Here is a 22,535-nt window from a genome sequence, read left to right as displayed (position 1 = left end):
AATGGCAAACCGCCCCGGGCCTCCAGGCCCGGGGCGGTTGGTTGCTGGATCAGGCTGGGGCACCGGTGCGTGGCATACCGGGCTTACCGGACTTCGAGCCATCCTGCTTGGGCTGGCTCTTGCCGAGGTCTTCCTTGCTGACGACGGTAACGTTGGCCAAGCCAACCTCACCGTCGGCCTTGAGGACCACGAAGTGGTTGCTGCCAGGTGTAACGTCCTTGTCCACGACGGCACTCAATTGCACGGAGCCGCTCTCGGAGGATGTGGCCTTGCCGAGCGCGTAGGGCTTGGAATACAGGGTGAAATCGACTTCCTTGCTGGCAGTGAAACCAGTGGCACTGACGGTGATGTTTCCACCCGGGGCGGCCTTCCTGGCCACACCATCACCACTGACAGTGACCTGCGGGCCGATGGGCTTGGTCACGTCAACTTCCACGGTGGTGTTGGTGGACTTGTCCTGGTAATCGAAGCAGGTGAGCGTAGTGGGAACCTGTCCCTGGCCGTTGACCATGTAGCCAAACTCGTCCTGCTGATTCTTCAGGTTGATTGTTTCAGTCTTCCAGGTACCAACCTTGATGACGGCCTTGGCGGTGTTCTCAGGACACTTGGCATCCAGATAGGCCGAGGAGTCACCCTGGGCGGTATTGACGGCCCGGACCGTCAACGAGGGCACGGCGTCGTCGGCGGAGGCCGGTGCGGCCCCGGTATAACCCGCAAGGGCCAGTGCTACAGCTGCAGCCCCGGCAAGGACACGAGTCTTCATATACTTCCCCTCTGTTCTGCGTAGCCCAATGCCACGCACCAAGGGTTAGGCTATACCACTGACAGTTCACAAAGATAGGTAGAGACCCTGCCACATGTCCGTCAGAACCCTGTCTTGGGCAACTTCGGCATCACCGCTGGAAGCCTTTGTGACACCTGGCGTCCTCCCGTGCTCTGTTGTTTCCCCTGCTGCTTGTGGGCCACTGTCTTCTCCCGTCCCTCCCGCTGCTGCGCGGGCTTATCACCACGGGGCTGGACTGGCCCGGCAGTGGAGCCTCCGCTATCACCTGCGGGCTTGTTCCTCAGCAGGAAGGCGAAAATGGCCCGCTGCCCGTTCCGTGCCCGGATCGTGAGATGGTGTTTCCCAGGTGTGGCGTTCTCGGGGATTTTTGTCCGGACGTCGATATTCCCCGAACCTGTATTGCCATCCCAGAAAAACATTGGCTTGGAGTGCATATATGCCTCAGCACTCTGACCAGCCGCAAATCCCCTGAGCGAAAGCTCAATGGTCCCGCCAGGGTAGAACTCCTGCTGCTCATTGCTCGACGCCGACAGGGCCGGCTTAGTGGGCAGGTCCGCATTGACCTCGGTGGAGGTGCTTGCCACGTTTCCATCTGGGTAGATGCAATTGGCGATCACCTGCTGCACACCGGATGTGTCATAGATGTATTCAAAGCTGCCATCGCTATTCAGCGTAACGTCCACCTTGTTGTCGGGATCGTCATTCCCGGCTTCGCTGGGGACCTCAGGCGATTGTGTCCCCGGCGAGGGGCTCGCGACTTCAACCGGATGCGCAAACTCCAGCCCGGGAAATTCCCCAGCGAGGAAATGCAGCGTCGCCCGGGAAGCACCAGAGCTGCACTGCCCTCCCAGCCACACCGGAGCCGCCCCGTTCTGAGCAGTGCCGACGGCGTAAACCTCAAGGCTGGCGGAGCCGTCGGCCTGCGCCGCAGGAGCTGTGAAAAAACCCAAGCCGATGGCCAGGGCAGCAACACCCGTCAGGGCATGCTTCCTCATGTCTGTTCCTCTCCCAGGTGCGCTCACCATGGCGCCCTACGAGGGCGGACACTAGCCGAAAGTCGGCATGCGCGACAAATCAGCTGGAGGAAAGTTAGGCTCCGCCGGTGTCACGTGTCTGCAACCCCGCATCAGCCCATTGCCGTCTCAACCGGAGCATGGATTCGGGATGCACCGCAGCGGTCAGATCAGTCAGCACCGTGGTCGCGAAACCCGCGGAAGCGGCATCGCGAGCCGTCGCGTCAACGCAGTAGTCGGCGGCTATGCCACAGACATCAACCTCAGTGACGCCGCGATTGTGGAGAAACTCAGCCAGGAGCTCGCCTGTGGCCTCATCGGTCCCCTCAAAACCGGAGTAGGCGGCCTTGTGCTGCCCCTTCAGGAAGAGGCCGTCCCATCCGGTGAAATGCAGCCCGGGGTGCTGACCCGCCCCCGCCGTGCCTGCGATGCAGTGCGGTGGCCAGGAATCTTGGAAGTCGGGTTCATCGCTGAAGTGAGACCCCGGATCAACGTGATGGTCACGAGTCGCTACCACCAGGTCGTAACCATGGTTCCCCGCGAGGACACGGTTCACCGCCGCGGCCACTGCCGCTCCTCCCAGCACTGCGAGGGACCCGCCTTCGCAGAAGTCACGTTGCACGTCTACGACGATCAATGCACGGCTCATACCGGGAGAGCCTAGCCGTTCTGTGCGCTCTTGAGCAGCTCCTCCGCATGTCTCAAACCCGCGTCCGATTCTCCACTGCCACTCATCATGCGCGCCAGTTCCGCAGCGCGTTCCTGCTCATCAAGGAGCGTGACATCGGACGTGGTGACTTGCCCATCGCTGGATTTCGCGATCACGAAATGCTGGTCGGCGAAAGCCGCCACCTGCGCAAGATGCGTGACCACGATCACCTGGCCTCCTGCGGCGAGCCGTTTGAGTCTGCGCCCGATTTCCAGGCCGACGGCACCACCGACACCGGCATCCACCTCGTCAAAGACAAAAGTGCGCCCGGCTGATTTACCCGCAAGGACCACCTCCAAGGCCAGCCGGACCCGGGACAGCTCACCACCAGAGGCGACTCTCCCGAGGGGGCCTGGAGCTGACCCTGGATTGGCGGCGAACACCAGCTCGATCCGGTCGGCGCCGTGAGGACCGGGCGAGGCCTGCGTCACCGCGAACTCGAGCCGGGCATGCGGCATGGCCAAAGCCTTCAGCTCGGTAGCTGCGAGCTCTGCCAGCCTGCCCGCGGCTTCCCTGCGATCCCGGGTGATCGCAGACGCGGCAGTCTCAAGTGCCTCTTCCAGGATCGCCGCGCGCTCCCGTAATTCTTCGATCCGCTCATCCGCCCCCTCAAGCTCAGCCAGCCTCTCGGTGGCCTGTCTCGCCCACTCGAGCACCTCAGCGACATTGTTGCCGTACTTGCGGGTCAGCGTTGCCAGTTCACCACGCCGGTCTGCCACAGTTGCCAGGCGCAGGGGATCAGCGACAAGATCTGCGGCGTGACTGGCGACATCCTGAGCGAGATCTACCAGCAGATAGTTGACCTCTGTGAGGCGCCGCGCCAGCTCGGAGGCGCTCGGATCCCGTTCTGCGAGAGAGTCGAGGGCCTTGCGGGTGGAGCCGGCCAGTCCCAGGACGCTGGGGGCATCCAGGTCTTCCTCTGCGCCGCTCAGCGCCACTTGGGCGCTGACAGCCAAGGCTTTCAGGTCATCAGCATCAGCCAAGCGCACCGCTTCTGCCGCCAGAGCCTCGTCTTCCCCCTTCTGAGGATTCACGGCGGCGATCTCGTCCAGGCCAAACCGGAGGACCTCGGCCTCCCGGGTGCGGCTCAACGCCTCTGTCTCAAGTCTGGCGAGTTCCTCGGTGATGTGACGATGTTCTGCGAAATCCCGGCGGTAGTCGTTCAGCGCAGCCGGGGCCGCGAAGGTGTCCAGCAGCTCTCGTTGCCGCTCCGGTGTGGAAAGCCGTGTCTGCTCAGACTGACCGTGGATTGTCGCGATCTCATCCAGCAGACTGGCCACGGCAGAGACCGGGACCTGCGCGCCGCCCACCAGCGCGCGGGAACGCCCCTGGGCAGAGATCTGGCGAAGAGTGACGAGCTCCACCCCGTCATCGAGATCGCCGCCGAGATCCTCGACCGCTTCAGCGATGGCATCATCGACTTCCCAGCGCCCCTGCACGACTGCCTTGTCCTGGCCCTTCCTCACCAGGGAGGCATCAGCCCGGGCACCCAGCAACAGGCCAAGCCCGGCGACGATCATCGTCTTGCCCGCACCCGTCTCACCTGTGAGAGCGGTGAGGCCGGGACCCAGCGGGAGGGTGGCGTCCTCCACCACTCCGAGCGATTTCAGGCGAAGCTCTGTCAGCATGCCTCACCCCGGGGGGAACGCCGCCAGCCGTCAACCGGCAGCTCGAATTTGCGCACCAGCCGCGTGGTGAAGGGCTGCTCGGACAGTCGCGCCAGAAGCATCGGGTGTTCGCTTGCTCTCACCGCAATGCGCATCCCCGGGCCCACATCGACGCTACGCCGCCCGTCGCACCAGATGATGCCCTGTGGGACAGGTCCCCCCAGCTCCAGGGACACATGGGATGTGGGGGCAAGGACCATCGGCCGGTTGAACAGGGCATGCGCTGACAGCGGCACTATAAGCATCGCCTGCACCTCGGGCCAGACGACGGGCCCGCCGCCTGAAAACGCATAGGCTGTGGAACCGGTCGGGGTGGCCACCAGTACCCCGTCGCACCCCCAGCGGGAAAGAGGATGGGCGTCAACATGCACGAGAACGTTGAGCATCTTCTCTCGCATCAGCTTCTCCAGGGATACCTCGTTGATCGCGAATGACGACCACAGAAGCTGCTCGGACGCGTCAGACACTTCGACTTGCAGCACCAAGCGCCGCTCGATTTCATAGCGGCCCTCGATAACCGCCTGCGGCAGGGAGGTCAGGTCCGAGGTCTCGAGTTCGGCGAGAAAACCGACATGCCCTAGGTTGACTCCCAGCAGCGGGACCTCAAGGGGCTGAGCCCATTCCGCTGCCCGCAGCAAAGTGCCGTCACCGCCGAAGACCACGGCCAGCTCAACGGGATTGGTACCGATGGGTGCTAGATCCGCATCGGGAACAAAATCGGCCAGTCGGCTGACATCGTCGGGAAAACTCAGAAACCGGAAGCCAGGCATCTGCCTCATGAAGGCAACGGCTGCCTCCAGCGCCTCCGGGCGCTCAGGATGCAACAGCACGGCAACAGCACGGGTCTCCACGGTCATCAAGGGTAATCAGCGCTCCGAGCAGCGCACAATCGAATGAAGAACTCCTGGTTTCCACTGGCACCACGCAGCAGGCTCGGGGCACGCCAGTCGCACTCCCAGCCCAGGCTGGCAGCAACCGCGGTAACAGCATCCACCGCCTCCTCGCGCAGCCGCGGATCGTTTACCACCCCTCCGGTTCCGAGTCGTCGCCTCCCCACCTCGAACTGTGGCTTCACCAGCAGCAGGGCAACCCCATCCTCTTGTAGGACATCCAGCAGCGAGGGCAGCAGAAGCCTCAGCGAAATGAACGAGACGTCTCCAACGATGGCATCGACCGGCTGCCCGTCCAGGTCCTGCAGGGTGATCTCTCGCAGATTGAGGCCTTCCCGCACCCGGACGCGCGGATCGGCGCGTACCAGGCCGGCCAGCTGCCGGTGCCCGACGTCCACGGCGTAGACCAGCTCAGCGCCACTTTCCAGCGCAACCTGGGTAAACCCTCCCGTCGATGCCCCGGCATCAAGGATACGGCCCTGCAACCGGGTTCCGGATGCCTCCAGGGCTCCCAGCAGCTTGTAGGCAGCCCGGGAGACCCATTTCTCAGGTTCGGCGATGATCTGTGTGTCATCAGTCACAGCCAGCGCTGGTTTCTGGGCCACGTCCCCGGCCACCAGGACCCTGCCCTCTGCGATCAGCCGGGCGGCCTGCGTACGCGAACGCGCCAGTCCGCGGGCGACAAGTGCCTGATCCAGCCTCACTGTGGGTTTTCCGAGCCAGCGTGGCCCTCCGAGCCAGCGTGGCCCTGGGAGGCCGCCCCGGGGTTCAGGGCCTCAGCCAGGACCTGATGCACTTCCTCCAAGTGGGCGAGTGCCTCATCGGCGGAAAGCTCTCCCACCTCGTCAAGCCTCCTCATGGCCTCGTTGATCGCCTGGAGGCGCTGCACCTCACCAGGGGCGGCGCTGCGGGGAGTGGGGGCAGTCATCGCAACCGGTCCAGCCGGGCCAACAGGTCCTTGCCGTCAGCTTGGAACCGCCACACGGCATGCAGCACGCACCACAACAGGTCCAGCTGCCCATCAATGTCCTGCGGGACCGCATCGGCAACCGCCCTGCCGTCAACCATCCAGGCCTCCGCCCCAGCACAGCGGAAGCCATTCCCGACGGTCTCCACCTCACGGACCGGGGCTAGCAGGGCCGAGACGTCATAGCCGATGTGGGTCGGCCGGCCGATGGGCTCAGCCGCCGCGAGGTCGTACTTGCCGTGCGCCCCCGTGAACACGAAGAGGGAATCCATGCCGGCGTTTCCAGCACCGATGATGTCTGTGTCGATCCGGTCCCCAACGAAAACCGGATGTGTGGCGCCAAGCCGCAGCAGGGTCTCGTCGAAGAGTGGCCGGAAAGGTTTGCCCGCCATCGGGGGTCGGTGCCCGACGCAGTCCGCGATCAGGTCAACCTGCCCACCACAACCCGGCAGGATGCCGCGTTCGGTGGGGCGGGTCTGGTCAGGGTTGGTGGCAAACCACGCCGCCCCCCTCTGAACTGCTATGGCCCCGAGCTCCAAGAGGCTCCAGGGAAGCTGTGGATGGTAGCCCTGGATGACGGCGACAGGCTCCTCATCAAGTGCCGATACTGGGACAAAGCCTCCCTCGGCAAGCTGGGTGGCAAGGGCGTCCGTTCCCACTACGAGCACCTTCGCTCCCTCGGGGAGCTTCCCCTGGAGCATGCGTACCGTGGCCTGGGTTGAGTTGACGACGTCCGAGTCACTGGCGTCAATGCCGAGATCACGGAGATGCTCGGCCACAGCAGCCGGAGTACGTGCGGCGTTATTAGTGACGAACCCGAGCCTAGTCCCCCCGGCGCGCAGGTCAGCCAGCGCCTCCGGAACTCCGTCGATGGCGTCTGGCCCGAGGTAGATCACGCCGTCAAGATCGAACAGGGCGGCGTCATAACCCGATACGAGCGTACTCATCTACCATCCCCATCGATCTCGGAGAGGATCTCAGCGATCTCCTCCTCCGGGCTGATCAGAAGATCACGCTGATAGGGGACGGCTGACTCTCGGCGTGCAGGCACCGTGCCAGCTGCGTCATCCGCCGCCGGTGTGCGATGCGGCGCGCCCTCTTCCTCCGCCTCGTCTTGGCGTCCCCCGGGAGCCACTCGTTTCACCACCGCGCCTGCTGGCGGGGCCGTCACGTCGATCACCTGGGTTTCCATCTCGTCTTCTGGATCGGTCTTCTCCGCAGGATCTTCCGTCTCAAAGTCCTCGGGCAGGGTGATACCGTCAAGAGCAGCAATCCGATCCGTGGCGTCAAGCCGCCCGTCCAGATCCAGACTGGCGGCTGATTCAAACCACTCCCGTGCGGCGTCACTCCGCCCCTCAGCCTCAAGCAGGTCAGCGTAAGCGTAGTGGAGACGAGCCTGAGCCGGCCTCGGGCCGATCCGGTGCGAGATCGCAGACTTGAGCAGACGTAATGCCTCCCCACGCTGCCCGAGGTCAGCGCGAATCCCCGCCTCCACGAGAATGCACTCGATACGGAGCCCAAGTTTCTTCGTACGCGGGTCCAGGGTTGCCAACAGCTCGAGTGCCTCGCGATGCCTTCCCAGGGCGCGTTCACAGTCAGCGAGCACGGGAAGAAGCTCATCGCCTCCGCTCATCCGCCTGATGGCCCGGAACTCGCGCAGGGCGATGTCGTAGTGCCCAGAGACATAGGCCGCCTCAGCAGCAGCCTCCCGCACGACTGGCAGGCGCCCGGCACGTCGTTTGGCGGCCTCCGCATGCCGGTGCGCCAGTTCCGGGTCGACGTCCAGCAGCTCACCGGCCGCGAGAATATGCCCCCCCACCGTGGCCGCCAGATCCTTGGGCAGGCTCTTCAACTCAGCCCGGACGTTCACAGGAAGCGAGGACTCATCGAAGTCCTTGGGCACGGAGGGTCCATCGTGCGCCCGCGCGGTGCCGGGTTTCGGCACACGTCGTTCCTCAGGCTCCCTCCGGCGGCCCTTTGTGTCCTGTCCACGGAACTCACGCTGGGATCCTTGGAACTTCCGAGGCTCACGCTGCCCACGCGAGCTGCGGTCTTCTTCTCCCCCGCGTGATGTGAAGCGTTGTTGCCTCCGCTCGTCACGGGACTGGCCTTTCTCTCCCCAGGACTTCTCTCGGCGACGAGGATTGAGGCTGCGGCCATGCCCACCGCCCTGATGCCACGGCGCCTGGTCACGGTCGCGGGGTTTTTGCCCGTCTCTTTTTCCCCCTTTGGTGCGATCCCTCGAACTGGCACGGCCGTGCCGGTCACGATCGCCGCGGCCCTGGCCATGACCGCGATCCTGAGCACCCCTCCCCGGGGGCTTTCCATCAAAAGCCATAGCTGTAATTCTCCCAAAGCAACGCCAAGAACCCAACTTCAACCCGGTCTTCACGAGTCTTGGTCAGGAAGCGGGCGGCTGGGATCTCGTATATCGGCGCGATCACGGGGAAGGCGGCACAGCTTGGTGACTGTACTCCATACGTGGAGTACAGCTGGCAGGGAGAGTGGCGAAAATGATTGTTCCCCTGCACTGTGATCAGTGCAGGGGAACATGTTTTGTGGTTGTTCGGCGGTGTCTTACTCTCCCACACACTGGCGTGTGCAGTACCATCAGCGCTGAAAGGCTTAACTTCCGGGTTCGGGATGGGTCCGGGTGTTTCCCTGTTCGCTATGACCACCGTCACAAACCGGCAACCAAGTCTATAGTGTGAAGTTGTAGCCCCCCTGCCTTTTTGGGTTGGGGGTGGTGTGTTTCTTGGGATACCTTATAGTGGATGCGGTTAGTGCACAGTTGTGGGTGTGTGTTGTGTGGTAAGCCCTCGGCCTATTAGTATCGGTCAGCTTCACGTATTACTACGCTTCCACGTCCGACCTATCGACCCCATGGTCTGTGGGGGGCCTTACCAGATTGTTTCTGTGGGAGCCCTCATCTTGAAGCGTGCTTCCCGCTTAGATGCTTTCAGCGGTTATCACTTCCCAACGTAGCTAACCAGCAGTGCTCCTGGTGGAACAACTGGCACACCAGAGGTTAGTCCGTCCCGGTCCTCTCGTACTAGAGACAGCCCTTCTCAAGACTCCTACGCGCGCAGCGGATAGGGACCGAACTGTCTCACGACGTTCTAAACCCAGCTCGCGTGCCGCTTTAATGGGCGAACAGCCCAACCCTTGGGACCGACTCCAGCCCCAGGATGCGACGAGCCGACATCGAGGTGCCAAACCATGCCGTCGCTATGGACGCTCGGGCAAGATCAGCCTGTTATCCCCGGGGTACCTTTTATCCGTTGAGTCCTGGCGCTTCCATCCGCTACCAGAAGATCACTAGTCCCGACTTTCGTCCCTGCTCGACCCGTCAGTCTCACAGTCAAGCTCCCTTGTGCACTTACACTCAACACCTGATTGCCAACCAGGCTGAGGGAACCTTTGGGCGCCTCCGTTACCTTTTAGGAGGCGACCGCCCCAGTCAAACTACCCATCAGGCACTGTCCCTGAACCAGATCATGGCCCTAGGTTAGATAACCAGAGTAACCAGAGTGGTATTTCAACGACGACTCCACCAGAACTAGCGTCCCAGCTTCACAGTCTCCCACCTATCCTACACAAGTCACACCGATCACCAATACCAAACTATAGTAAAGGTCCCGGGGTCTTTCCGTCCTGCTGCGCGTAACGAGCATCTTTACTCGTAATGCAATTTCACCGAGTTCGTGGTGGAGACAGCGCCCAAATCGTTACTCCATTCGTGCAGGTCGGAACTTACCCGACAAGGAATTTCGCTACCTTAGGATGGTTATAGTTACCACCGCCGTTTACTGGGGCTTAAGTTCACCGCTTCACCACACACAGTGGCTGACAGTTCCCCTTAACCTTCCAGCACCGGGCAGGAGTCAGTCCGTATACATCCTCTTACAAGTTGGCACGGACCTGTGTTTTTAGTAAACAGTCGCTTGGGCCTGGTCTCTGCGACCCTCAACGCTTTCAACGCAAATAGTCTAATACGCTTCAGGTCCCCCTTATCCCGAAGTTACGGGGGTATTTTGCCGAGTTCCTTCACCACGATTCACTCGATCGCCTTAGTATTCTCTACTTATCCACCTGTGTCGGTTTAGGGTACGGGCGGCTCACAACTCGCTAACGAAGCTTTTCTAGGCAGCATAGGATCACTCAACCCAACCCCTCAAAGGGGCTAGGCCCATCATGTCTCAGGCACCCAGGATGCGGATTTACCTACACCCCGCCCTACACACTTAGCCTCAGATCAACCAAAACCAAGGATGAGCTACCTTCCTGCGTCCCTCCGCAGCTTGCCTACTACACAATCGGATCACAGACTCAACCATGACCTGCCCCGAAAGACAAACCACAGCCTCGCATGCTTAGCATCATGCGCCCCGGCACGGACGTTGCTCCGCCGGTACGGGAATATCAACCCGTTATCCATCGACTACGCCTGTCGGCCTCGCCTTAGGCCCCGACTAACCCAGGGCAGATTAACTTGACCCTGGAACCCTTAGATATTCGGCGGACGGGTTTCCCACCCGTCATTCGCTACTCATGCCTGCATTCTCACTCGCATGCACTCCACCACAGGTCACCCCGCAACTTCACCACACACACGACGCTCCCCTACCCACCCACACAACAGTGCAGGCGCCACAGCTTCGGCGGATAACTTAAGCCCCGCTACATTGTCGGCGCAGAATCACTTGACCAGTGAGCTATTACGCACTCTTTCAAGGATGGCTGCTTCCAAGCCAACCTCCTGGTTGTCAACGCAACTCCACATCCTTTTCCACTTAGTCACCACTTAGGGGCCTTAGCTGATGATCTGGGCTGTTTCCCTCTCGACTATGAAGCTTATCCCCCACAGTCTCACTGCCACGCTCTCACTTACCGGCATTCGGAGTTTGGCTGATTTCGGTAAGCTTGTAGGCCCCCTAGACCATCCAGTGCTCTACCTCCGGCAAGAAACACGCAACGCTGCACCTAAATGCATTTCGGGGAGAACCAGCTATCACGGAGTTTGATTGGCCTTTCACCCCTATCCACAGCTCATCCCCTCCATTTTCAACTGAAGTGGGTTCGGGCCTCCACGAAGTCTTACCTTCGCTTCACCCTGGCCATGGATAGATCACCCCGCTTCGGGTCTAGAACACGCGACTCAACGCCCTCTTAGGACTCGCTTTCGCTACGACTACCCCACACAGGTTAACCTCGCCACGCATCACTAACTCGCAGGCTCATTCTTCAAAAGGCACGCCGTCACCCCCCACACACAGCAGAAGGCTCCGACGGATTGTATGCGACCGGTTTCAGGTACTATTTCACTCCCCTCCCGGGGTACTTTTCACCATTCCCTCACGGTACTCATCCACTATCGGTCACCAAGGAGTATTTAGGCTTAGCAGATGGTCCTGCCAGATTCACACGAAATTCCACGAGTCCCGTGCTACTTGGGAAAAATATTGCAATGAAGTGGCAGACATACGCCTACGGGAGTATCACCCACTACGCTCAGGCTTTCCAACCTGTTCAACTTCACCCACCATTTATCACTCCACGACCCGTCAACAGCCAGGCCACACAACATCCCACAACCCCCACACCGCAACACCTGTCAGCTATCACACGGTATAGGTTTAGCCTCATCCACTTTCGCTCGCCACTACTCACGGAATCACTATTGTTTTCTCTTCCTACGGGTACTAAGATGTTTCACTTCCCCGCGTTCCCTCCAACTACCCTATACATTCAGGCAGAAGTCACCGGACATAACTCCGGACATTCAAGGTTACCCCATTCGGACATCCCAGGATCACAGCTCGTTTACCAACTCCCCTAGGCTTATCGCAGGTTACAACGTCCTTCATCGGCTCTTGGTGCCAAGGCATCCACCGATCGCACTTAGTAGCTTGCCAAACACAACACAAATTCTACAAAGATGCTCGCATCCACTATAAAGTTCTCAAGAAACACACCTCAAGAAGCCAGCACTACAGCATCGACCCCTCAAAACCCAACAACGTGCCCCCGCCCTGAAGAAAACCCACAACCAGAAAATCCCTCCAAGACAACAAGTCAATGTTCCACCCAACACCACAACACAAACACGTTGCAGCACACAAAAACTCCTTAGAAAGGAGGTGATCCAGCCGCACCTTCCGGTACGGCTACCTTGTTACGACTTAGTCCTAATCACCAGTCCCACCTTCGACAGCTCCCTCCCAAAAAGGGTTAGGCCACCGGCTTCGGGTGTTACCGACTTTCATGACTTGACGGGCGGTGTGTACAAGCCCCGGGAACGTATTCACCGCAGCGTTGCTGATCTGCGATTACTAGCGACTCCGACTTCATGGGGTCGAGTTGCAGACCCCAATCCGAACTGAGACCGGCTTTCCGAGATTCGCTCACCCTCACAGGCTCGCAGCTCTTTGTACCGGCCATTGTAGCATGCGTGAAGCCCTGGACATAAGGGGCATGATGACTTGACGTCATCCCCACCTTCCTCCGAGTTGACCCCGGCGGTCTCCAATGAGTCCCCGGCATAACCCGCTGGCAACATTGGACGAGGGTTGCGCTCGTTGCGGGACTTAACCCAACATCTCACGACACGAGCTGACGACAGCCATGCACCACCTGTAAACCGACCCAAAAAGGCACGCCCATCTCTGAACGCTCCCGGCATATGTCAAACCCAGGTAAGGTTCTTCGCGTTGCATCGAATTAATCCGCATGCTCCGCCGCTTGTGCGGGGCCCCGTCAATTCCTTTGAGTTTTAGCCTTGCGGCCGTACTCCCCAGGCGGGGTACTTAATGCGTTAGCTACGGCACGGAGAACGTGGAATGTCCCCCACACCTAGTACCCACCGTTTACGGCGTGGACTACCAGGGTATCTAAGCCTGTTCGCTCCCCACGCTTTCGCTTCTCAGCGTCAGGAAAGGTCCAGAGAACCGCCTTCGCCACCGGTGTTCCTCCTGATATCTGCGCATTCCACCGCTCCACCAGGAATTCCATTCTCCCCTACCTCCCTCAAGTCAGCCCGTATCGAAAGCAAGCTCAAAGTTAAGCTCCGAGTTTTCACTCCCGACGCGACAAACCGCCTACAAGCTCTTTACGCCCAATAAATCCGGACAACGCTCGCACCCTACGTATCACCGCGGCTGCTGGCACGTAGTTAGCCGGTGCTTCTTTACCCACTACCGTCACAAAAGCTTCGTCATGGATGAAAGCGGTTTACAACCCGAAGGCCGTCATCCCGCACGCGGCGTTGCTGCATCAGACTTCCGTCCATTGTGCAATATTCCCCACTGCTGCCTCCCGTAGGAGTTTGGGCCGTATCTCAGTCCCAATGTGGCCGGTCGCCCTCTCAGGCCGGCTACCCGTCGAAGCCTTGGTAAGCCATCACCTCACCAACAAGCTGATAGGCCGCGAGCCCATCCCAAACCGCCGGAACTTTCAAACCACCACCATGCGGCAGCAGCTCATATCCAGTATTAGCAATCGTTTCCAACTGTTATCCCAAAGTCTGGGGCAGGTTACTCACGTGTTACTCACCCGTTCGCCACTCGTACACCCCAAAAAAAGGGGCCTTACCGTTCGACTTGCATGTGTTAAGCACGCCGCCAGCGTTCGTCCTGAGCCAGGATCAAACTCTCCGCTGAAAAAACAACACCCAGCAAACCCAACCCACAATCAGGCCAAACCCACCAGGCACCAAAAAATCAACAAAGAACCCAATCACCAACAAACCCCCAACACACAATCAGGGGCCATCAATCAAAGGAAAAAACAAGAAACAAACCCAAAAAAGGATCCATTCCCCAAAAACAACACCCACCAAAACAACACCCCACCACAAACCAGGCAGAGCATCACCCCAGCAGACACTGCAAAAAAAATTGGCATTGACTTAAAGCACGCTGTTGAGTTCTCAAAATTCGAAACCAAAAACCGGCAACTTAATCAAGCTTAATCGGTTTTATCCCAATCGTCAAATCGAGGCCGATTCAGTTTGATCTGATTCGCTTCGGCTAACCGAAGCTCATCTAGTTTAGACCCAACTCTCAGTATCCGTCAAGTCAGACTTTTGCTCCCCCGAGGCCTTGAGTGGGATCTCACTGACCACACACTCACTCCGGGCTCGCATGACCGAGCTGGGGCTCCCACGTTCATCCGCATATGGTGGCTTCCCGCGAGAGCTCGAAGAACATTACAGGGCCCTGCCGGAGAATGCAAATCCATTTCTTCCCCGGTTGTTTGCGGCCTTGTCAAGCAGCTGAGACCTGGATGCCACCGATGGTACGGCGCCCCCTGCGGACTATCGCACACCGCCCACCCAGGAGATGGTCGGAGGTCAGGACGAAGTCAGGGTCAGTTACCTTCTCGTTGTTGAGATACGCCCCGCCCTCCAGGATCGCCCGCCTGGCAGCAGCCTTCGACTCGACGATCCCGGAGACCAGGAAGGCGTCGACCAGAGGCATGGGCAGCTTCACCTCGGGGGCCTTGAGCTCACGCATGATGCCGCCGAGGGTCTCCTCGGACAATTCGGCCAGTTCCCCCCTCCCGAAGATGGCCGCCGCCGCGGCCACGACGGCCTTTCTCTCGTCGATGCCATGGACGATGTCGGTGACGTCATCAGCGAGGGCTTTCTGCGCCAGGCGTTTGTGCGGCTCGTTCTCCGTGGCCTTCTCCAGCGCCTCGATCTCCTCATGCGAGCGGAAGCTGAACACCTTCAGGTAGTCAACCACCTTCGCGTCCTCGGCGTTCAGGAAGAACTGATGGAATGCGTAGGGACTCGTCAGCTCACGGTCAAGCCAGACGGTGCCAGACTCGGTCTTACCGAACTTGGTGCCGTCCGCCTTAGTGAGCAGTGGAGTCGCCAGGGCGTGGACCCGGGCCTGCTCGGACCGGCGGAGCAACTCGACACCCGCAGTGATATTGCCCCACTGATCCGACCCACCGTGCTGGAGCGTGACGCCGTAACGGTGATGCAATTCCCGATAGTCCATCGACTGAAGAAGCACATAGGAGAACTCCGTATAGCTGATCCCAGCCTCCAGCCGCCGGGCCACCACGTCACGCGCAAGCATGCGGTTCACTGGGAAATGTTTTCCGACATCCCGCAGGAAGTCCAGCACCGACATCCCGGAGGTCCAGTCAAGGTTGTTGACCATTACGGCGGCGTTATCGCCCTCGAAGGAGACAAAGCGCTCTACCTGGCTGCGGATGCGCTCCACCCAGCCGGCCACAACCTCTTTCGAGTTCATGACCCGTTCCCCGGTCTCCTTGGGGTCGCCGATCTGCCCCGTCGCGCCGCCGACCAGCAGGTGCGGTTTATGACCAGCCTGCTGCAGGCGGCGGGCGAGCAGGACTTGGACGAGATTGCCCATGTGCAGGCTCGGGGCCGTCGGATCGAAACCCACATAGAACTTGATGGGACCATCATCCAGGTGCGCCCCCAGGGCGTCCAGATCAGTTGAGTGGGCGATCAGCCCACGCCAGCAAAGGTCCTCAAGCAATGCGTTCACGGGGGCAGCCTACCCACGCTTCGAGGACGGAATCATCCCCGCCTCATCCCCAAGGAGTTGCAATGCGAACATTCGCATATAAGAATAGAGGCATGTCCGGCACGAGGATCTCCGAGTATGAATCGGTCAGCGCCTTCTTCAAGGCCCTGGCAAACCCGGTTCGTGCCGCCATCGTGCACTTGCTGTCCGTTCAGGAGCGCACTGTGGGCCAGCTCGTCGAGGAGCTTGGGCTGGCCCAGCCGATGGTCTCCCAGCACCTGCGTGTGCTACGTGGCGCCAGGATGGTTGCCACCCGGCGGCAAGGGCAGGGGATCTGGTACAGCATCTGCGACCAGCACATCGCCCACATCCTGGGCGATGCCATGAAACACACCCAGGAGGGAAACCATGACCACGACCACTGAGCACGTCTCCGCCGAGACCCACAAGCACACCCACGGGCCGTCCTGCGGCCACGAGGCTGTGATCCACTTCGACCACGTCGACTACATCCATGACGGCCACGCCCACCGCGAGCACGACGGCCACTACGACGAGTGCACCACCTGCACCTGCGGGAACTGCTCCGACAACTGCGCCACCTGCACCTGCAAGGACTGCACCTGCGAGAACTGCTCGCATAATGCCTGCTCCTGCGGATCCTGCAACTGCACGTCCTGCTCTTCCTGCAACTGTGCGGACTGCACCTGTGCGACCTGCCGTCACGCCGCCTGAGTGAAGATCATCTGAGCTCCGAACTACCCCGCATCTGAAACCCCGCTCCTCACAAAGAGCGGGGTAGTTTTCGTCTCAGGGGTTACCGGCCTGCGGCCCAGGCTCTGCTCTCCTCCAGGGTGGCGGAGAGCTCTTCAAGCTGCTCGGCAACTCTCGCCTCCGCGGTGCCGCCACGCCCATCACGGGCGCTCACCGAGCCCTCGACGGTGAGAACCTCCAGGACACCTGGATCCAGGTGTTCGCTGATGCCGGGCAGATCGGCCTCAGTGAGGTCCTGGAGGGTGATGCCGCGCCTCTCGCAGTATCGCACCGTCTCCCCCGCCACCTCGTGGGCGACGGCGAAGGGCACACGCATCCTCACCAGATGATCGGCCACATCGGTAGCGAGAGAGAATCCCCCTGGAGCCACTGCAGCCATGCGATCGCGATCGAAGGTGAGCGTGGCGATCATCCCTGCGACGGCGGGTAGCAAGACCCGGAGCTGGTCCAGGCCGTCGAAGACAGGTTCCTTGTCCTCCTGAAGATCGCGGTTGTAGGCCAGCGGCATTCCCTTGAGCGTCGCGAGAAGCCCAGCGAGATTGCCGATGAGGCGTCCGGCCTTGCCGCGAGCGAGCTCTGCCACGTCAGGGTTCTTCTTCTGCGGCATGATCGAGCTTCCTGTGGACCACTCGTCTGCCAGCCTCGCGAAGCCGAACTCGGCAGTGCACCACAGGATCACGTCCTCGCTGAGACGGGACAGGTCCACCCCGGTTTGGGCCAGGACCCACGCGGTTTCGGCGACGAGGTCGCGGGCCGCAGTGCCGTCGATGGAGTTGGGAACTGAGGATGTGAAGCCCAGTTCGTGTGCCACCAGCTCGGGATCCAGCCCAAGCGAGGTGCCCGCCAGGGCAGCCGACCCATAGGGGCTGATTGCCAGGCGGGAATCGAGATCCCGGAGGCGGGCCACATCACGTAGCAGCGGCCAGGCGTGTGCCAGCAGATGATGACTAAGTAGCACGGGCTGGGCTGACTGCAGATGGGTACGTCCCGGCATTACCGCGCCGAGGTTGTCCCGCGCCTGCTGTCCAAGGGAGGAGACAACCTCCAGGATGCCCAGCGCCAAAACCCGCACCTCCTCGCGAAGGTAGCTTCGGATCAGAGTGGCTATCTGGTCATTCCGGGAACGCCCGGCCCTCAGACGTCCCCCGAGCTCAGGGCCGATGATCTCCTTGAGACCGCGTTCGAGCGCACCATGCACGTCCTCGTCGGCCGGTGCTGGCACAAACTCACCGGCGGCGACGCGGCGTAGCAACTCGGCAAGCCCCTCGTCCATGGCGGCGGCCTCATCGCCGGTCAGCAGCCCGGCCGCCCGGAGGGCCTTGGCGTGGGCCCGCGAGCCGGCGATATCGTAGGGGGCGAGACGCCAGTCGAAGTGGGTGGACCTGCTCAGCTCGGACATCGCCTCAGCGGGGCCGCCAGCGAATCGCCCACCCCAGAGTCTTCCCTCAGTCACTGTTCTTCCCTCCCAAGGTTCCGGAGTCTCGTCGGTTTCCCGGTGCGTGTCATGTGGGCGATGATGCTTGCAGTGCGCGCCGCCGAGTCCCCGTCCGTGGTGATCAGCAGCAGGGTGTCATCACCCGCGATGGTGCCCATCACCCCTGGTAGGCGTGCCCTGTCGACGTGAGCGGCCAGGAACTGCGCGGCGCCGGGAGGCGTTTTGACGACGATCTGGTTGGCTGCGTGCTGTATCGACTGCAACAGTTCCGCGCAGCGCCGGGCCAGTTTCTCGGCCGCCACTCCCCCACCCTCCGACTCGTCGCCGACCGCGTAGACCAGGCTGCCGTCGGCGGTGCGGCGCTTCACGGCGCCGAGGACGAGGAGGTCCTTGCTGAGTGTGGACTGGCTCACCTCCACATCACGCTCTACGAGTGCAGCGCTCAGCTCATGCTGGGAGGCGAACTCCCCTTCCTCGAGCAGGCTGCGCAGCAAGGCGAGCCGAGCAGATCGTTTCATCTCAGGCATCGGTTCTCTCCAACCATCCAGGCAGGGCGTTGACAAAGGGCTCGAGGTCGGCTTCCGTGATGATCAGCGGCGGCGCCACCCGCAGCACGTCAGGACGCGGAGCGTTCAGCACCCACCCCTGTGACAGGGCCAGCTCCACAACTCGCGGAGCCACCTCCCGGTTCAGCACGATACCCCGCAGCAGGCCCGCACCACGTACCCCGGCAACGTCCGGGTGGTGCAGCCCCGTCACCGCAGCGGCAAACCAGTCTCCAACGCGGTGTACATGTGCGAGAAGACCGTCCTCCAGCACGTCCAGGACAGCATTGCCCGCCGCGGCGGCGACGGGATTGCCGCCAAAGGTGCTGCCATGCCCACCAGGAGTCAGCAGTTCCGCAGCGGCCCCGGTGGCGATGCAGGCACCGACCGGGAAACCGTTGCCGAGTCCCTTGGCCACGGTGATCAGATCGGCCGTCACCCCCAGCGCCCGGCTGAGCAGGAGCTCTCCGCAGCGCCCGATGCCGGTCTGGACCTCGTCAGCCCACAGCAGGGCCCCGGCGCGGGAGGTAATCCGCCGTGCCGCGGCCAGGTAGCCATCCGGAGCAGGGATCACCCCGGACTCGCCCTGGATGGGTTCGAGGACCACCGCCGCGACCGTCTCGTCAACGGCTGTCTCCAGGGCCGACACATCTCCAAAGGGCACGAAGGTGACATCCCCAGGCAACGGTTCGAAGGGTTCCCGGTACTTCGCGGTGTGGGTGACCGCCAGCGCCCCCATAGTGCGTCCATGGAAGGAACCCTCCATCGCCACCAGCCGGGTCCGGCCAGTCAGACGGGTCAGCTTGAACGCGGCCTCGTTGGCCTCGGCTCCCGAATTGGCGAAGAACACCTTGCCGCCCCCTGCTGCGGCGGCGAGACGCTCGGCCAGCCGGATCTGTGCCTCGGATGCGAAGAAGTTGGAGATATGCCCGAGAGTGTTCAACTGGCTGGTGACAGCCTCCACGACAGCAGGATGGCCGTGGCCCAGGGAGTTGACGGCGATCCCCGCCAGCAGGTCGACGTAGCGCTTCCCCCCGGCGTCCCACAGGTGAATGCCCTCACCACGGACGAAGACCTTCCGAGGTGGGCCGAAGGCATTCATCATGACCGCCTGATAGCGGCTCTTGAGGTCGTTCTCGCCACTCATGCCGGCTCCTCGCAGACCATGGTTCCCACGCCGTCGTCGGTGAAGATCTCCAGCAGCAGGCAGTGCGGCACCCGGCCGTCGATGATGGTCGCGGACTGCACTCCGGCCTCCACGGCACGCACACACGCCTCCATCTTGGGCACCATCCCCGAGGTGAGATCCGGCATCAGCTGCCGCACCTCCCCCGGGGTGATGGAGGTGATGATGGTCGACTCGTCCGGATAGTCGGCATACAGCCCCGCCACGTCGGTGAGCATGACCAGGCGCTTCGCCCCGAGCGCAACCGCCAGCGCTGAGGCCGCGGTATCGGCGTTGACGTTGTAGACCCGGCCATCGGGCCCAGGTGCGACGGTGGCCACCACGGGGATCCGCCCGGCATCGATCAGGTCGAGCAGTGCCGCCGGGTCGACCGCGTCGACGTCACCGACAAATCCCAGGTCAATTTCCTCATCGTCCACGACCAGGCCACGACGCCGGGCACGCAGCAGCCCACCGTCCTCGCCGGACATGCCGACGGCGAAAGGGGCGTGGGCGTTGATCAAGCCGACCAGCTCCCGCCCCACCTGGCCCACTAGGACCATGCGCACAACATCCATCGCCTCTGAGGTGGTCACCCTGAGACCGCCGCGGAATTCTGATGTGATGCCCAGCCGCTCCAGCATCGAGCTGATCTGGGGACCGCCACCGTGGACAACAACCGGCTTCAGACCCACGCGTCGCAGGAAGACGATGTCCTCGGCGAAGGCACGCTTCAGGCTGTCGTCGATCATGGCATTGCCACCGTATTTGATGACGACAGTCTGGCCTGAGAACTGACTGAGCCACGGCAGGGCCTCGATGAGGGTGCCGGCCTTGACCAGCAGCCGCTCACGGTCGGGGCTGGTGACACGAGGGGTCATGAGGAGTACTCCGCATTCTCCTTCACGTATCCGTACGTGAGGTCGGTGGTGAGGATGGTGGCGGTGGCATCACCCGCGTGGAGGTCAATCAGGACATGGACCTGCCGCCCGGACAGGTCGACCAGGTCCCGGGGCTCGCCGATACCACCGCCGCGGCAGACCTGGACGCCATTGAAGGAGACGTCCAGCTGGTCAGCGTCGAAGACGGCGTCAGTGACACCGACGGCGGACAGCACACGCCCCCAGTTGGGGTCAGCACCGAAGATCGCACATTTGAACAGGTTGCTGCGCGCCACCTCACGCCCCACCACCTCGGCGTCCCGCACGGTGGCGGCGCCAACCACCTCGATTGCGATTTCATGGTTCGCGCCCTCGGCGTCAGCGATCAGTTGACGGGCCAGGTCCTGGCAGACCCCGCCGAGCGCGGCGGTGAACTCCTCCTGGCTAGGTACGACACCGCTGGCTCCGGATGCGAGCAGTAGCACGGTGTCGTTGGTGGACATGCAGCCATCCGCGTCGGCGCGCTCGAAGCTGGTCCTGGTTGCCTCACGTAGGGCCAGCTCCAGGGCTGATGGCTCCAGGGAGGCGTCGGTGGTGAGCACCACGAGCATCGTCGCCAGCCCGGGTGCGAGCATCCCAGCCCCCTTGGCCATGCCACCGATAGTCCATCCCCCATCCTGGTGGGCGGATTGCTTGATCACTGTGTCGGTGGTCATGATCGCGGTCGCAGCAGCCTCACCGCCAGTGGCCGCGAGCTGTACACAGGCCCGGCCGATACCCGAGGTGACTTCCGTCATGGGCAGCCGGGTGCCGATCAGGCCCGTCGAGCAGACCGCGACATCCCCGGCCTCCATTCCAAGCGCGGCAGCCGTCGCCCCGGCCATGGCCTGGGCATCGGTGAGGCCAGGCTGCCCGGTGCAGGCGTTGGCCCCACCGGAATTCAGGACGACAGCACGCAGCTGCCCGTTGGCGACTGCCTCCCGGGACCACCTGACCGGGGCCGCGACGACCCGGTTGCGGGTGAACACCCCGGCCGCGGCGAACCGGGGACCGAGGTTGGCGACGACGGCAAGATCCAGGCGGCCGCTGGCTTTAATGCCGGATGCCACTCCGGCGGCCGCGAATCCCTGGGGGGCGGTGACACTCATGGGGCGACTCCGATCACGCTGAGGCCGGTGGTCTCATCGAGACCAAGGGCGAGGTTCATGGACTGGATGGCACCGCCGGCGGTGCCCTTGGTGAGGTTGTCGATGGCCGCGACCGCGATCAGCCGGCCTGCGGCCTCATCGACGACGACCTGCACGGCGGCGCGGTTGGAGCCTATGACACCTCCGGTCGCGGGCCAGCTGCCTTCCGGCAGCAGGCCCACGAAAGGCTCATCCGCATAGGCCTCTGCGTAGGCCTGCCGGGCCTGGGCAGTCGTGACACCCTCGACGACGGGCGCGGAACAGGTCGCGAGGATGCCTCTGGGCATGGGCACCAGCATCGGGGTGAATGAGACGCTGACATGTTCACTGGTGACCATGGCGAGGTTCTGGACGATCTCGGGGGTGTGGCGGTGCACCCCGCCGACCCCATACACGGAGGCGCTGCCCATGACCTCGGACCCGAGCAGGTGCGGCTTGGCGCTCTTGCCAGCGCCCGAGGTGCCGGAGGCCGCGACGATCGTGATGGCCGCCGGATCGACCAGCCCCCACCGCACTGCGGGGTAGAGAGCGAGCGTCGCAGCCGTCGGGTAGCAGCCGGGCACCGCGATCCGGCGGGTATCACGCAGGGCATCACGGCATCCGGGTAGCTCAGGCAGACCGTAGGGCCAGGTCCCGGCATGTTCCGTGCCATAGAAACGTTTCCAGGCCTGCGCGTCACGCAGCCGGAAGTCGGCTCCGGCATCGACGACCAGCACATCTGGCCCGAGCTGGCCGGCAATCCCGGCGCTGGCCCCGTGCGGCAGCGCCAGGAAGACAACCTCGTGCCCGGCCAGGTTCTCTGCCGTGGTGGCGGCAATCTCGCGACTGGCCAGGGGCACCAGGTGAGGCTGATGCTCTCCGAGGGCACCACCCACCGACGAACTGCCCGTCAAAGCCCCGATTTCCACCTGAGGATGCTGCAACAACAGCCGCAGTACCTCACCCCCCGCGTATCCCGTGCATCCTGCGACGGCAACCTTGAAACTCACAATGGCAATTATGCTGCTAAACGAAT

18 protein-coding genes and 3 rRNA genes are annotated in these 22,535 nt (G+C 62.2%); 2 read left to right on the top strand and 19 right to left on the bottom strand.

Annotated features, from left to right (window positions below; all coding sequences use genetic code 11):
* Positions 1 to 49: 49 nt before the first annotated feature.
* From SK1NUM_RS05700 to tyrS, 13 genes are all read right to left on the bottom strand, one after another.
* Positions 50 to 763, bottom strand: coding sequence for a hypothetical protein (locus SK1NUM_RS05700; protein ID WP_212326457.1), 714 nt, complete (start codon positions 761 to 763; stop codon positions 50 to 52).
* Positions 764 to 864: 101 nt separating this feature from the next.
* Positions 865 to 1,779: a hypothetical protein gene (locus tag SK1NUM_RS05695; protein ID WP_212326455.1), complete on the bottom strand. Its 915-nt coding sequence runs from the start codon at positions 1,777 to 1,779 to the stop codon at positions 865 to 867.
* 94 nt (positions 1,780 to 1,873) lie between these two features.
* The gene (locus SK1NUM_RS05690) at positions 1,874 to 2,446 is read right to left on the bottom strand and encodes an isochorismatase family protein (RefSeq protein WP_212326453.1); all 573 of its coding nucleotides are present in this window, start codon (positions 2,444 to 2,446) and stop codon (positions 1,874 to 1,876) included.
* An 11-nt stretch (positions 2,447 to 2,457) separates the two neighbouring features.
* Positions 2,458 to 4,134, bottom strand: coding sequence for a DNA repair protein RecN (gene recN / locus SK1NUM_RS05685; protein ID WP_212326451.1), 1,677 nt, complete (start codon positions 4,132 to 4,134; stop codon positions 2,458 to 2,460).
* Positions 4,128 to 5,030, bottom strand: a complete 903-nt coding sequence (locus SK1NUM_RS05680) for an NAD kinase (RefSeq protein ID WP_212326450.1) — start codon at positions 5,028 to 5,030, stop codon at positions 4,128 to 4,130. Before SK1NUM_RS05680 ends, recN begins: the two co-directional genes overlap by 7 nt.
* Positions 5,030 to 5,767, bottom strand: coding sequence for a TlyA family RNA methyltransferase (locus SK1NUM_RS05675; protein ID WP_212326448.1), 738 nt, complete (start codon positions 5,765 to 5,767; stop codon positions 5,030 to 5,032). The genes SK1NUM_RS05680 and SK1NUM_RS05675 overlap by 1 nt, the downstream gene beginning before the upstream one ends.
* Positions 5,764 to 5,991 (bottom strand): hypothetical protein, encoded by a 228-nt coding sequence (locus SK1NUM_RS05670; protein WP_212326446.1) that lies wholly within the window; start codon positions 5,989 to 5,991, stop codon positions 5,764 to 5,766. Before SK1NUM_RS05670 ends, SK1NUM_RS05675 begins: the two co-directional genes overlap by 4 nt.
* Positions 5,988 to 6,977, bottom strand: a complete 990-nt coding sequence (locus SK1NUM_RS05665; protein WP_212326444.1) for an HAD-IIA family hydrolase — start codon at positions 6,975 to 6,977, stop codon at positions 5,988 to 5,990. Before SK1NUM_RS05665 ends, SK1NUM_RS05670 begins: the two co-directional genes overlap by 4 nt.
* On the bottom strand, positions 6,974 to 7,975 hold the full coding sequence (locus SK1NUM_RS05660) for a tetratricopeptide repeat protein (RefSeq protein ID WP_212326442.1): 1,002 nt from the start codon (positions 7,973 to 7,975) through the stop codon (positions 6,974 to 6,976). The genes SK1NUM_RS05665 and SK1NUM_RS05660 overlap by 4 nt, the downstream gene beginning before the upstream one ends.
* Positions 7,976 to 8,594: 619 nt before the next feature.
* Positions 8,595 to 8,712 (bottom strand): 5S ribosomal RNA (gene rrf, locus SK1NUM_RS05655).
* A 125-nt stretch (positions 8,713 to 8,837) separates the two neighbouring features.
* Positions 8,838 to 11,945 (bottom strand): 23S ribosomal RNA (locus tag SK1NUM_RS05650).
* A gap of 218 nt (positions 11,946 to 12,163) precedes the next feature.
* Positions 12,164 to 13,688: ribosomal RNA gene (locus SK1NUM_RS05645) — 16S ribosomal RNA — on the bottom strand.
* Together the 16S, 23S and 5S rRNA genes form the textbook arrangement of a ribosomal RNA operon.
* A gap of 606 nt (positions 13,689 to 14,294) precedes the next feature.
* On the bottom strand, positions 14,295 to 15,554 hold the full coding sequence (gene tyrS, locus SK1NUM_RS05640) for a tyrosine--tRNA ligase (protein ID WP_212326435.1): 1,260 nt from the start codon (positions 15,552 to 15,554) through the stop codon (positions 14,295 to 14,297).
* 92 nt (positions 15,555 to 15,646) lie between these two features.
* Here tyrS and SK1NUM_RS05635 point away from each other — a divergent pair, with 92 nt between their 5' ends.
* Together SK1NUM_RS05635 and SK1NUM_RS05630 are read left to right on the top strand one after the other, a co-directional pair.
* Positions 15,647 to 15,958 carry an ArsR/SmtB family transcription factor gene (locus tag SK1NUM_RS05635; RefSeq protein WP_212326433.1) on the top strand — a complete coding sequence of 104 codons (312 nt, stop codon included), beginning with the start codon at positions 15,647 to 15,649 and terminating at the stop codon, positions 15,956 to 15,958.
* Complete coding sequence (locus SK1NUM_RS05630; RefSeq protein ID WP_212326431.1) at positions 15,942 to 16,268, top strand: hypothetical protein; 327 nt, start codon at positions 15,942 to 15,944, stop codon at positions 16,266 to 16,268. The genes SK1NUM_RS05635 and SK1NUM_RS05630 overlap by 17 nt, the downstream gene beginning before the upstream one ends.
* 82 nt (positions 16,269 to 16,350) lie before the next feature.
* Here the strand turns inward: SK1NUM_RS05630 and argH are convergent, their stop codons facing one another.
* The 6 genes from argH to argC are packed head-to-tail and all read right to left on the bottom strand — an operon-like array spanning position 16,351 to position 22,509.
* Positions 16,351 to 17,760, bottom strand: coding sequence for an argininosuccinate lyase (argH, locus tag SK1NUM_RS05625; protein WP_212326429.1), 1,410 nt, complete (start codon positions 17,758 to 17,760; stop codon positions 16,351 to 16,353).
* Positions 17,757 to 18,269, bottom strand: a complete 513-nt coding sequence (locus SK1NUM_RS05620; RefSeq protein ID WP_223927838.1) for an arginine repressor — start codon at positions 18,267 to 18,269, stop codon at positions 17,757 to 17,759. Before SK1NUM_RS05620 ends, argH begins: the two co-directional genes overlap by 4 nt.
* On the bottom strand, positions 18,262 to 19,434 hold the full coding sequence (locus SK1NUM_RS05615; protein ID WP_212326428.1) for an acetylornithine transaminase: 1,173 nt from the start codon (positions 19,432 to 19,434) through the stop codon (positions 18,262 to 18,264). Before SK1NUM_RS05615 ends, SK1NUM_RS05620 begins: the two co-directional genes overlap by 8 nt.
* Entirely contained in the window at positions 19,431 to 20,333 is a 903-nt protein-coding gene (argB, locus tag SK1NUM_RS05610; RefSeq protein WP_212326426.1) for an acetylglutamate kinase, read from the bottom strand. Before argB ends, SK1NUM_RS05615 begins: the two co-directional genes overlap by 4 nt.
* Complete coding sequence (argJ, locus tag SK1NUM_RS05605; protein WP_212326423.1) at positions 20,330 to 21,481, bottom strand: bifunctional glutamate N-acetyltransferase/amino-acid acetyltransferase ArgJ; 1,152 nt, start codon at positions 21,479 to 21,481, stop codon at positions 20,330 to 20,332. The genes argB and argJ overlap by 4 nt, the downstream gene beginning before the upstream one ends.
* Entirely contained in the window at positions 21,478 to 22,509 is a 1,032-nt protein-coding gene (gene argC, locus SK1NUM_RS05600) for an N-acetyl-gamma-glutamyl-phosphate reductase (protein ID WP_223927837.1), read from the bottom strand. The genes argJ and argC overlap by 4 nt, the downstream gene beginning before the upstream one ends.
* Positions 22,510 to 22,535 lie beyond the last annotated feature (26 nt).

Source organism: Arachnia rubra, from assembly GCF_019973735.1.
In the GTDB taxonomy this organism is placed as follows: domain Bacteria; phylum Actinomycetota; class Actinomycetes; order Propionibacteriales; family Propionibacteriaceae; genus Arachnia; species Arachnia rubra.
Note: the sequence above shows the minus strand (reverse complement) of the source record. Positions and strands in the feature narration are given on the sequence as shown.

Excerpts from the sequence above, each read along its gene's own strand:
- SK1NUM_RS05700 (WP_212326457.1), bottom strand. The coding sequence starts at position 763 with ATGAAGACTCGTGTCCTTGCCGGGGCTGCAGCTGTAGCACTGGCCCTT.
- SK1NUM_RS05695 (WP_212326455.1), bottom strand. The coding sequence starts at position 1,779 with ATGAGGAAGCATGCCCTGACGGGTGTTGCTGCCCTGGCCATCGGCTTG.
- SK1NUM_RS05690 (WP_212326453.1), bottom strand. The coding sequence starts at position 2,446 with ATGAGCCGTGCATTGATCGTCGTAGACGTGCAACGTGACTTCTGCGAA.
- recN (WP_212326451.1), bottom strand. The coding sequence starts at position 4,134 with ATGCTGACAGAGCTTCGCCTGAAATCGCTCGGAGTGGTGGAGGACGCC.
- SK1NUM_RS05680 (WP_212326450.1), bottom strand. The coding sequence starts at position 5,030 with ATGACCGTGGAGACCCGTGCTGTTGCCGTGCTGTTGCATCCTGAGCGC.
- SK1NUM_RS05670 (WP_212326446.1), bottom strand. The coding sequence starts at position 5,991 with ATGACTGCCCCCACTCCCCGCAGCGCCGCCCCTGGTGAGGTGCAGCGC.
- SK1NUM_RS05665 (WP_212326444.1), bottom strand. The coding sequence starts at position 6,977 with ATGAGTACGCTCGTATCGGGTTATGACGCCGCCCTGTTCGATCTTGAC.
- SK1NUM_RS05635 (WP_212326433.1), top strand. The coding sequence starts at position 15,647 with ATGTCCGGCACGAGGATCTCCGAGTATGAATCGGTCAGCGCCTTCTTC.
- SK1NUM_RS05630 (WP_212326431.1), top strand. The coding sequence starts at position 15,942 with ATGACCACGACCACTGAGCACGTCTCCGCCGAGACCCACAAGCACACC.
- SK1NUM_RS05620 (WP_223927838.1), bottom strand. The coding sequence starts at position 18,269 with ATGCCTGAGATGAAACGATCTGCTCGGCTCGCCTTGCTGCGCAGCCTG.
- SK1NUM_RS05615 (WP_212326428.1), bottom strand. The coding sequence starts at position 19,434 with ATGAGTGGCGAGAACGACCTCAAGAGCCGCTATCAGGCGGTCATGATG.
- argB (WP_212326426.1), bottom strand. The coding sequence starts at position 20,333 with ATGACCCCTCGTGTCACCAGCCCCGACCGTGAGCGGCTGCTGGTCAAG.
- argJ (WP_212326423.1), bottom strand. The coding sequence starts at position 21,481 with ATGAGTGTCACCGCCCCCCAGGGATTCGCGGCCGCCGGAGTGGCATCC.